The organism is Rothia sp. HMSC073B08 (genome assembly GCF_001812975.1).
In the GTDB taxonomy this organism is placed as follows: Bacteria; Actinomycetota; Actinomycetes; order Actinomycetales; family Micrococcaceae; genus Rothia; species Rothia mucilaginosa.
On record NZ_KV811080.1, the window covers coordinates 17,559 to 27,861 of the forward strand.

Annotated in this window: 6 protein-coding genes; 3 read left to right on the forward strand and 3 right to left on the reverse strand. The window is 60.8% G+C overall.

The genetic code is table 11. The features are described from left to right. The first annotated feature begins 292 nt into the window (after nucleotides 1-292). The gene (locus tag HMPREF2884_RS06225; protein ID WP_049341158.1) at nucleotides 293-1,933 is read left to right on the forward strand and encodes a Na+/H+ antiporter; all 1,641 of its coding nucleotides are present in this window, start codon (nucleotides 293-295) and stop codon (nucleotides 1,931-1,933) included. 196 nt (nucleotides 1,934-2,129) lie between these two features. Next, entirely contained in the window at nucleotides 2,130-3,656 is a 1,527-nt protein-coding gene (locus tag HMPREF2884_RS06230; protein ID WP_070616300.1) for an MATE family efflux transporter, read from the forward strand. A 101-nt stretch (nucleotides 3,657-3,757) separates the two neighbouring features. On the opposite strand, the gene nadE is transcribed toward HMPREF2884_RS06230, so the two are convergent. Continuing rightward, nucleotides 3,758-4,591: an ammonia-dependent NAD(+) synthetase gene (gene nadE / locus HMPREF2884_RS06235; RefSeq protein ID WP_049343527.1), complete on the reverse strand. Its 834-nt coding sequence runs from the start codon at nucleotides 4,589-4,591 to the stop codon at nucleotides 3,758-3,760. Between the two features lie 219 nt (nucleotides 4,592-4,810). On the opposite strand from nadE, the gene HMPREF2884_RS06240 reads away from it, so the two are divergent. After that, nucleotides 4,811-5,182 carry a recombinase gene (locus HMPREF2884_RS06240; protein ID WP_246827939.1) on the forward strand — a complete coding sequence of 124 codons (372 nt, stop codon included), beginning with the start codon at nucleotides 4,811-4,813 and terminating at the stop codon, nucleotides 5,180-5,182. Nucleotides 5,183-5,507: 325 nt separating this feature from the next. Here HMPREF2884_RS06240 and HMPREF2884_RS06245 read toward each other — a convergent pair whose 3' ends face one another. Both HMPREF2884_RS06245 and HMPREF2884_RS06250 read right to left on the reverse strand, forming a co-directional pair. Beyond that, entirely contained in the window at nucleotides 5,508-9,548 is a 4,041-nt protein-coding gene (locus HMPREF2884_RS06245) for a S8 family serine peptidase (RefSeq protein WP_070616301.1), read from the reverse strand. 422 nt (nucleotides 9,549-9,970) lie between these two features. Then, a partial coding sequence (locus tag HMPREF2884_RS06250; RefSeq protein WP_141753512.1) for an S-layer homology domain-containing protein occupies nucleotides 9,971-10,303 on the reverse strand: 333 nt, incomplete at its 5' end.

Consider the following 10,303-nt stretch of genomic DNA (forward strand, 5'->3'; position numbering starts at 1 on the left):
GAGCAGGCCCGGCTGAGCAGACCCGCCGGATGCACGCAGGTCGCCTCCCATAAACTCACATCCCGAGCGGCCATAAGGCAAGGTTTTGCTCAGGGTAAACATCCACCCACCCGCACTGAACAACGGTAAAATACAGAAGCTACGCCCGCACTCGTCCCCACGCGGAAGCCTCACGGCCCAGGGAACGAGCAAAACATTTTGGGCACCCTGGCACCCGCACACTCGCGGACATCAGCCGTCTATCAGACGCACACCATGAACCAGCCGCCACATCCAAAAGGAACACACCAAATTGCTTGAAGTCATCATTGCCCTATCGCTGGCAATTCTTCTGGGTAATATCCTCGCCCATAAAATACGGATAACCCCCGCCATTCTGCTCATTTTCCTGGGGCTTGTGCTGGCGCTCATCCCCGTTCACGCCATGCACGAGGTGCGCGAGGTCGGGCTGCCACCGCACGTGATTCTCGAAATCTTCCTGCCCATCATGCTCTTCTGGGAGACCCGAAACACCTCCTGGCGTGAGGCGCGCGCTCGTCTGCGCGGCATTCTGCTCTCGGGCACGGTGCTCGTAATTTTCACGGCGTTCGTTATCGCCTGGGTGCTTCACACATTTATGGGCGTCTTCATCTGGCCTGTGGCGCTGATTATCGGTGTGGCGCTCGCCCCCACCGATGCTGTGGCCGTGGCAACGCTCAACGGCAAACTCCCCAAATCTTCCATCACCACCCTTAAAGCGGAAGCACTCATTAACGACGGCACCACCCTAGTTCTTTTCGCACTCGCCCTGCAGCTTGCGGGTGGTCATGAACTTACCCTGGGGACTGCATCCGGAATGTTCTTCTTCTCGTTCCTGATTGGAACTCTCGTTGGCCTGGCCGTCGGATGGGGTGTAGATAAGCTGCGTGCGCACATCGGCAACCCCATGAACTTCAGCGTGTTCATGTTTACCGTGCCGTTTATTGCTTTCTTCCTGGCTGAAGAGATCGAGCCTTTTGAGGGCATGAAAGGTTCCGGAGTGGTGGCTGTGGTGGTCGCCGCTTTCTACCTGACCTATCGCGGACCGGATACCATCAAACCCCAAAACCGTTTCTACGGTCTGCCCATCTGGTCGTTTGTCTCCTATGTCATGAACGGTGCGCTCTTCGTGCTCGTGGGTGTTCAGCTGCCCAGCGCCACAGCGCCTGTGGATGATGTTCTTCGTGAATACAACTATGCGTGGGCTTTGACGTTCGCCGTGATTGTGGTGGCATGGCTTGTTTCCATTGCGGCGCGTTTTATTTTCCTGCACGTCTCGATCGGTATTATTCGTGCCCTTGACCGTTCAGAAAAGCAGAAGCAGCTGCGCACAACTTTCCGTGGCCGTGTAGTGAGTACCTTTGCGGGACTGCGCGGCGGTGTTTCCCTCGCGGTGGCTCTCTCCGTGCCGACTGATGTTCCCGCGCGTGACTTTATTATCTTTGTTGTTGCGGGCGTGGTTCTGCTGTCGATGGTGGTTCAGGGGATGCTCCTGCCGCTCGTTATTAGGTGGGCGAAAATTCCGGTTGATACCACCGAAGAAGATGAGATTAATGAAGCAATCCGCACGATCATTGCCGAGTCCTTCGACTCTGTGGCTGAGATCGGCCAGGAAATTGGTGCACCACAGTGGATTATCGACCGCATTGCCGACGAACAGATGTACAACGCGAGTATACACCGCAACCTGCACGCCGTTCGTAAAGACGGTGCGAATGCGCCGGAAGAAGCCCGCCGCATTATTGAAGCGGGCGACCTTGAGAAAGAGCTGCGCCTGCGGCATTTGGAGAAGCAACGCAGCGTGCTCAAGCGCCTGCGTAATGAGCGCATAATCGACACGAATGTGCTCCACGCGATTCAGGAAATCCTGGATATTGAGGAGGTTCGCGTGCTTGGTCCGGTTGAACTCGAATAGCTCACACTCCTACATGCGATACGTATGAGGCGAGGCGCCCCACCCCTAAACGGGGAGGGGCGCCTCGTTACTTTTTTGTCTAAACCCCTAGCCCAACCACTACGTGGAAACGGTACAATACACTAGCCCGTTTTTTGTGCGGACCACGCTTCTTACCGCGCACCGGACACAACACAGACTAGAACCACAGGAACCTATGACGTCCCACCAGACTGAAAACAACGCACCCAAAAATAGCGCACCCAACAACAATGCACCCGCCGCAGGACACGGCGGACACGGCCCGCACGGCGCAAGCGAAGACCCGCAGAACATCTACCTGCTCAAAGACGCCCCCATCCTCAAGGCGCTCCTCTCCCTCGGCGTGCCCATGGCACTCGGCCTCGCCATCACCAGCATCTACAACGTGGTGAACTCCTACTTCGTCGGCCACTACGGCGGCACCGAAGACCTCGCCGCCACCAGCTACGGCGTGCCCGTCTTCGGCGTCATCATGGCGATCGCAGGACTGTTCGGCCTGGGCTCCTCAACCCTCGCCTCCCGCAAGCTCGGTGAAGGCCAGCCCGCCCACGAAATTCACCGCGTCACCTCCTTCGCCCTCTACTCGGCGCTCGGTGCCGGTATCGTCGCGGCGGCTATCGGCTTCATCCTCGCCGACCCGATCACCAGCATCATGGGTGCATCCGGCGGCTCCTACGAACCGACCCGCATCTACGTGCACCTCATGTTCCTCGGCGCGCCCCTCGCTATCGGCATGTTCACCCTCGAACAGCTCGTCCGATCCGAAGGCTACGCCAAGCAGTCCATGTACGGCATCATCGTCGGCACCGTCGTCACCTGCATCTTCGACGTGCTGTTCATCGCCATCATGGGCATGGGCGTCGCCGGTGCCGGTTGGGCGATGCTGCTGGCGAACGGCGCATCCATGCTGTACTACCTGCTGTTCCTGATGCGTCAGAGCGAGAACTTCTCCGCGAACATCCGCGACTTCTCCCTCGACCCCGCTATCATCAAGCCCGTGGTCGCGGTCGGTGCTGCTGAGCTCATTCAGAGCCTCAACCTGATCTTCGCCGCCCTGCTGCTGAACAACCTCGCCGCCTCCTACGGTGACGACACCGTCGCGGCGTTCGGCCTGGCAATGCGCCTGAACATGGTGCCCGAAATGCTGTGCATGGGCCTGTGTATGGGCGGTATCCCGCTGTACGCCTACGCGTACGGTGCCCGCAACGGCGCCCGCGTGAAGGAGGCGCTGCGCACCGCAACGATCCTGTCCGTGGCGACCTCCGCGATCATCACCATTCCGGTGCTGATTTTCCGCCGTGAACTGCTCGCCGTGGTTGGCGATGCAAGCCTCATCGACACCGGCGAGGAGATTATGGTTGCGCTGATGCTCGCCGCCGTGTTCAACGCGGTCAGCATCGTGTTTGTGTCTTGGTTCCAGGCGGCCGGTAAGGGCGGCCCGGCAATGCTGATGACCCTCGGTATTGCTCTGCTGTTCTTCCCCGCCGTGTACTTCGGCAACATGTGGTTCGGCTTTAAGGGTCTGACCTGGGCGTTCCCCTTCACCCAGGTGCTCGCCTGCGCGTTGGGCCTGGTGCTGTTCCTCGCCACGGGTGGCGCGAAGGTACCGCCCGCTGAAGCTGAGGTTGAGGCTGAAGGTTCTGAGGATTCGGACGTTCAGGCTGCCCAGGTTTCTGGCGCACAGCCCGAACAGAAGGCATAGTCCTCGGTCTGCAAAAGCATAGTAAAAGCCCCGGACTCCCACCATGGGAGCCGGAGCTTTTACGTTGGTTTCTATGCTAGTGGAGGCGCTAGTTCTTCCGCCTAGTTCTTCCACCAGGAATCAAAAATCGTCACCGGGGTAGTGCGCTTATGGCGGCTACGCAGGTAAATCTGCTCCAGCTTCGCAGCTGCCGCCTCGTCGATTTCCTTACCCTCCAGGTAGTCATCAATCTGCGGGTAGGTCAGACCCAGCTCATCCTCATCGGTGCGGCCGGGTACGCCGTCCAGCAGGTCAGCCGTCGGCGGCTTAGCCCACAGACGCTCAGACGCACCCAAAACACGCAGCAGCAACTGGTTCTGGCGCTTATTCAGGCCGTACAGCGGCAGCAGATCCGCGCCGCCGTCACCGAACTTCGTGAAGAAACCCGTAATGGACTCCGCCGCATGGTCGGTACCCACCACCAGGTAGCCGGGGCCGCCAGCAACCGCGTACTGGGCGATCATGCGGGCGCGCGCCTTCACATTACCCTTGTTGAAGTCGCTGATCTGCTCGCCGGTCGCCTCAGTGTAGGCGCTGTCGAAACCGTCCACGGCTTCGGCAATGTTGAAGGTCAGGGAGCGGGTGGGCTGGATGAAACGCAGCGCCTCCTGCGCGTCCTCTTCGTCGTGCTGCACACGGTAGGGCAGGCGCACCGCCACAAACTCGGTGGTGCGGCCGCGCTCGTTGAGGCGGTCCACCGCCAGCTGGCAGAGGCGGCCCGCCAGGGTGGAGTCGATGCCGCCGCTGATGCCCAGTACCAGGCCGCGGCTTCCGGTGGCTTCCAGGTAGTCGCAGATGAACTGGATGCGGCGCTCCACTTCTTCGCGTGCCTGCTCTTCGGTCATGTTGGGCTTGACGCCCATTTCACGGATGATCTGTGCCTGTAATTCACGCATGACTTAAGTGTACGCTCCACCTTATAGCCTGTGCGGTGAACCGCCGAGGGAAGCAAGGTAGTGTTCCACACGGTGCGTTCAGCGCGGCGTACGCGGCGGGTTCAGTATCGTTTCAGCCCTGAAAATACACAGCATACTCACCGGTAAAAACCCTGTGCGACAACCCGTGCGGCTGTTAGCATGAACATACGGTTCAAATACCGTTCAAAATAGCCGGTGATGAGGGAAAACGCCCCCACACCTGCTACGCCACAGAACACGTCAACCAAGGACGGTGAAGACAGCACCATGGCAAAAACAAAAACTGAACTCTACGACGAGCTCGTAGACATCGAAACCAGCCTCGAAAACCACCCGCTCACCTCGGGGAAAATAGCGGAGGCGAACATCATCATCGAGCAGATGAAGGAGCAGGGCGCCACCCCGGAAGAAATCAATGAGGCACTCACCCGGCAGGGGCTGCCCTCCCTTGTGGAGATTGGTAAGAGTACCTTGCTTCAGTCTTTTAGCCTCTGGAAGCTCAATCACCGCAAGTTAAAGGTGGAAGCCGCCATTGAGAAAATCAACCGTAAAGAAGCCCGCCAGCGCTAACTAGCCCGCCTCGGGCAGGGTGGGGCAAGCAAATACCCCCGGCAAATGCGTGCAGCATCCGCCGGGGGTATTTCTTTTTCAAAGGAATATCAGTGGCTTAGATTTTCAAAGACACTCTCATAGCGGTCAATGAAGTCAGCCGCCGCGTTCAGAAGCTCCTCTTGATCGAGGACATCCTGGGCAGCTGGCAGCGTCTCATCCTCGCCGTTCTGAACCTGTAATTCACGCATAACTTAAGTCTACGCCGCAGACATAACAGCCCACAGAAAAGGCTGTGCCGGGGCAGAAAACTCCACCCCAACACGGCCCTCACATCCGTATCTGACTAGCGGTTATTCAGCACACGCACGTTATAGCGGTGCAAGAACGCCGCCATCGCGCCACGCTCAATCGGCTGAACCGGACGGAACGAACCATCAGCCCAACCCGTCGTAATACGCTGCTCAGCCAGCCACGAAATTTCACGATAGAACTGGCTACCGGCCGACACGTCACTAAACGGCGACACCGCAGGAGCCGAATACGCCGGCGAACCCGCAAAACGGTAGAAGAACGCCGCCATAGCGTCACGGTTCACCGCAGCATTCGGACGGAACGTACCATCCGACCAGCCGGTCGTAATACCGCGAGCGCGCATCCACTCAATCTCCTTATAGAACGGGTGGTCACGCGGCACATCCTTAAAGCTCGGAGTGGACGGTGCAGTGAACTGCGGCGAACCCGCCATACGGTAGAAGAACGCCGCCATCGCGCCGCGCTCCACCGAACCGTTCGGGCGGAACGTGCCGTCCGGGTAGCCGGTCGTAATACGACGCTGAGCCAGCCAGTTAATGTCGTTCACGAACGGGTAATCCGCCGGAACATCCTTGAAGTGTGCGCTCGCGGCGGTAGCCTCAGAGTTCGAAGAGACACGCAGAACCTGCGCGCGCTCACCCGCAGCCCCATTTACGCCGGACAGGTCACCGGTCGCGTTGTGCATGTGCAGGAACAGTGCAGAAACGTTCTTCGCATCGCCGTTACGGTGAGCCACCAGCTGCGCGGAGGGTGCGTCCACGAACAGGTTCGGAACGCCCGCAGACTCGCCGCTGAACCACAGCTTCGGCGCCGCATAGTTGAACACCACCGAATCAGTCGTATCAACCACGGTCGTAGCGGAGAACGCGCTCGAAGTGGTCACCGAGTACGAAATCTCGGTGGACTCGGCGTTCGGATCCAGGCCCAGAACGCTCAGCGGAACAGTCATCACCAGGGTGTTCGAATCCATAATGTTGGTGTCCGTATCACCCCAGGTGCCGTTCAGCGGGTACAGGGCGTTCTCAATGGCCTGCCACTTGCCGTTGCTGCGCTTAGAAACCTTCACCAGCGGGTAGTCCAGGCCCTTCTCACGCACCGTCTGCAGGCGGTAGTCGCTCGTGCCGTCCTTGTCGGTATCAATGAACACGTAGTAGGTGCCGCGCGGGGTCACCTCCTGCCAGTTACCCCAGGTGGAAATACCGAAGGACAGGCGCGCCTCGGAGGTGTCCGCACCGGCAGCCTTCAACGCCGCCACGTCCGAGGCGGCACCCACATACTGCAGGTCCATGCGGGAATCCGAACCCACACCCAGCTTCGCGGTCGGGATGCGCGGGCTCGAAGCGCCCAGCTCAAAGGCACCCAGCAGGGAGCGGTAACCGCCCTGATCCACCGCGGTACCCTGCAGGGTCAGGGTCTGCTCCAGGGCACCCACGCCGTTCGTGTCAAAGTGAATATCTGCACCGGCTACGCGCATTGCGGAGACCGGTTTCGGGGCCACATGCAGCGGCATGCGCAGGGTCTTCACCGCAGCCGACGAATCAGCGTCGGTCAGGATCAGGCGGCCCGAAGCGCTCGCAATGTACTGGCGGGCACCCGAAATGGTGACCGTACCGGTCGAGTAGTTCACCGAATCCTGGTTCGGGTACATGGACGGGTCGCGGGTCTTCTCCAGCTTCGACGGGTCAATGCGCACCGTCACGGTGAACGTTGCCTTCTGACCGGCACCCACAGACACGGACTGCGGGTAGGAGAACTCCACACCCGGGATGCTCGTGCTTCCCTCATAGTTCAGGGTGTAGGTGTGCGCCACCGAGTCGGTGTTCTCGACGCTCACGCGGTGCTGCAGGGTCTGCACACCGGCGTTCGGGGTGTACTCGAGCACGCCGAAAGTGTCCGAAACCTGTTCGGGGCGTGCCGCGTTGAACAGCATGACGCGGTCAGCCACCGCCGCACGCGTGTTGATGCGGCCGGTACCCACACGGTCCACCGCGTAGGGGTTGCCCCAGGCGTCCTGCATGTGGTGGTCGGCGGTGTTCATGATGACGGTCTTAAGCATGCGCGGACCGTACTCCGGGTGCGCCTGCATGATCAGCGCCGCAACACCGGCAACAAACGGCGTGGACATGGACGTACCGGTCTTCACGCTCGAACCGGTACCGCTACCAACCTCGATGGAGGAAATGTTCGTGCCCGGTGCCGCAACGTCCGGCTTGGTGATGCCGTGCGAACCGTGCATGCCGCGCGCGGTGGAGGTGTTCGCCTGATCCAGCTTGCCGTTGGGCACGCGGATTGAGTCGCGCAGGTTCTCGCCGAGCTGCAGGGTCAGCTCACCGGAATCAATCTGCGCGGAAAGGCGCTCCACCTGGCTCTTTGACAGGCGCACGCCCGGAATGGAGGAGTTGCCGCCGATAGCGGTGTCACCGACCTCAGTGTTCGAGGTGAGCACCACGCCGGTCGCGCCAGCCGCCTGCAGGTTGTCGAAGCGTACCTTCGAGCCGCAGGGTGCGGTGCCGTCAGCGTCCGCCCAGTCGATGAGAGCCCACTTGCCCTTCAGCGCTGCGGCTTCCTCTTCGGTGAATGCCTCGCAGGCGTAGCGGTTGCGGGAGGCGGCACGCACCACGGTACCGCGCAGCTGCTCTTTGGTTGCCTTCGAATAGTCGAAGCTCACCGAGTAGTCACCGTAGGTGTCCGCCTCGTTCGCGGGGGCGAGAATCTTCACGCGGTCCACCAGCTGGGTCGAGCCGATGGAGTTCGCCACGGTCAGGCCGTAGGCGCTGGTGCCGGGGCCGCCCGAGTTGGAGTAGGTGTCGCCCACGGCGTTGTAGTTGTTGGCGTTACCCGCTGCAACCACGGAGAGGATGCCCTCGCGGTAGAGGGAGCCGACCGCGTAGTTCACGGTCTCATCGAACACGCCGAACTCGTTGCCGAGCGACAGGTTCGCGATGTCGGCGCGGTCGGAGAAGTCGCCGTCGTCGTTGGGGTCGAGCACGCGGTCCAGGCCCTTGGGGACGAACGCGGTGGTGCCCTTACAACCGAAAATGCGCAGGCCAATCAGCTGGGCGTCCGGTGCGGAGCCGGGGCCGATCTTCATGTCCTTGAGCTGCTCTTCGGTGAGCTTGGAGTAGTCGCCGTGGAAGGTGCTGCCGTCCGCGTTCACGCCGTAGCCTGCCGCGGTGCCGGCCACGTGGCTACCGTGGCCGCCGCAGTCGAGCGGGTTGTTATCCGGGTGGGGAGTGGAGGTTTCCTTCTTACCGGAGTTGTAGTCGTCACCGACCAGGTCGTAGCCGCCAAGGAACTTCTTCGGATCGTAGGTGCCCTCGGGAATCGTGTCGGATGCCTTCGCCTTCTCGAAGGCTTCCTGCGTGCCGGGGCCACCCAAATCGGCGTGCGTGTAGTCGATACCGGTATCGAGCACGACAATCTTCACGCCCTTGCCGGTGTAGCCGGTGGAGGCGGGGTTCGCCGGGCTCTTCGCCCACACGGAGAGCGTGTCCGTATCAATGAGGGTGCCGCTGTTCTGCGGTGCCATATCCTCAATGATGCTGATGCGTTCCACATCGTCGCGGTTCGCGAGCGCACGAATCTGCTCGACGTTACCGTAGAGCGCCACGCCGCGCATCGTGTTGTGGGTGGTGTACAGGACCTGCGCGCCGGATTCCTTCGCCGCGGAGGCGCCCTGCTGCTGCACGCTGGCGCGGATTGCCTGCACCTGCGCCTGCGCGTTGACGGGTGCCTGCGCGCGGGAGCGGACCGCGTCCGGCTGGGTCTGGGCGTACGCACCCTGACCCTTGAATCGGACGAACACGGCGCGTTCGCCGGTGGCGCCGTCCAGGCTGGGGGAGAGAACTTCGTTGTTGTTCTCGCCGGTGCCGGTGTTCTGGTGGGGTGCGTCCCGGTCTGTGCCGCGTACTACGCCCGGTGCCGCGTAGGCAGCGGTACCGAACGGCAGGGCGGTCAGCCCGAGGGTGAGCCCCAGGGTGAGTGCGCCGCAGCCGCGTGCCAGCTGCTTGAGGCGACCCGGCTGTGTGTGCCGGGTGGCTCGCGCGGGGGTAGCTTCAGGGAAGGTTGCCACTGAATGCTCCTTATTTAGTGATGGTGCGTTTCTTAGCGGTTTCTGCACCGAGGTTCTGCGCGGAGAGTTCTACGCCGAGGGGGTTCTGCACCGAGAGTGCTACGGTGCGTCTGCACTGTGTTTCCAGTGCGCCTCCAGTGTGTCCATGCGGCGTGAACGTCAAGGTTCATGCCGATGGTGAAGAAACCTTCACTTATTGTCTCAACGATTCTTTATATAACCTAGTCAGACTCGTATTACGGAACATTACGCGTAAATAACAAAGCACCCAACCACAGAAAAAGGGAGCCGCACCGCCGCAGATAAACTGCAACGGTACGGCTCCCTCGGTAAAACCTGCTGAGGTAGCACCTACAGCGGTAGAACCTTACGAGCCCTTAGGCTCTGAGATTTTAGCTCCCGGAACCCTAGAATTCAGGTTTTTAGATTTCAGGGCTTTCCTTCAGCACACCCGTGCTGTAGCGGTACACGAACGCCGCCATAGCGTCGCGGTGCACCGGCTCCACGGGGCGGAACGAACCATCGGGCCAGCCGGTGGTCACGCCCTGCTCAGCCAGCCACGAAATCTCGCGGTAGAACTGCTTGTCGGTCGGAACGTCCGTGAAACGAGCCTGCGCGGGGGCAGTGTACTCGGGCGAACCAGCGTAACGGTAGAAGAACGCAGCCATCGCGTCACGGTTCACCGAACCCTCCGGACGGTACGTACCATCGGGCCAGCCGGTCGTGATGCCCTGAGCCTTCATCCACTCAATCTC

Bases quoted from the DNA above. Each gene is read 5' to 3' on its own strand.
- HMPREF2884_RS06230 (WP_070616300.1), top strand. From the start codon at position 2,130: ATGACGTCCCACCAGACTGAAAACAACGCACCCAAAAATAGCGCACCC.
- nadE (WP_049343527.1), bottom strand. From the start codon at position 4,591: ATGCGTGAATTACAGGCACAGATCATCCGTGAAATGGGCGTCAAGCCC.
- HMPREF2884_RS06240 (WP_246827939.1), top strand. From the start codon at position 4,811: ATGAGGGAAAACGCCCCCACACCTGCTACGCCACAGAACACGTCAACC.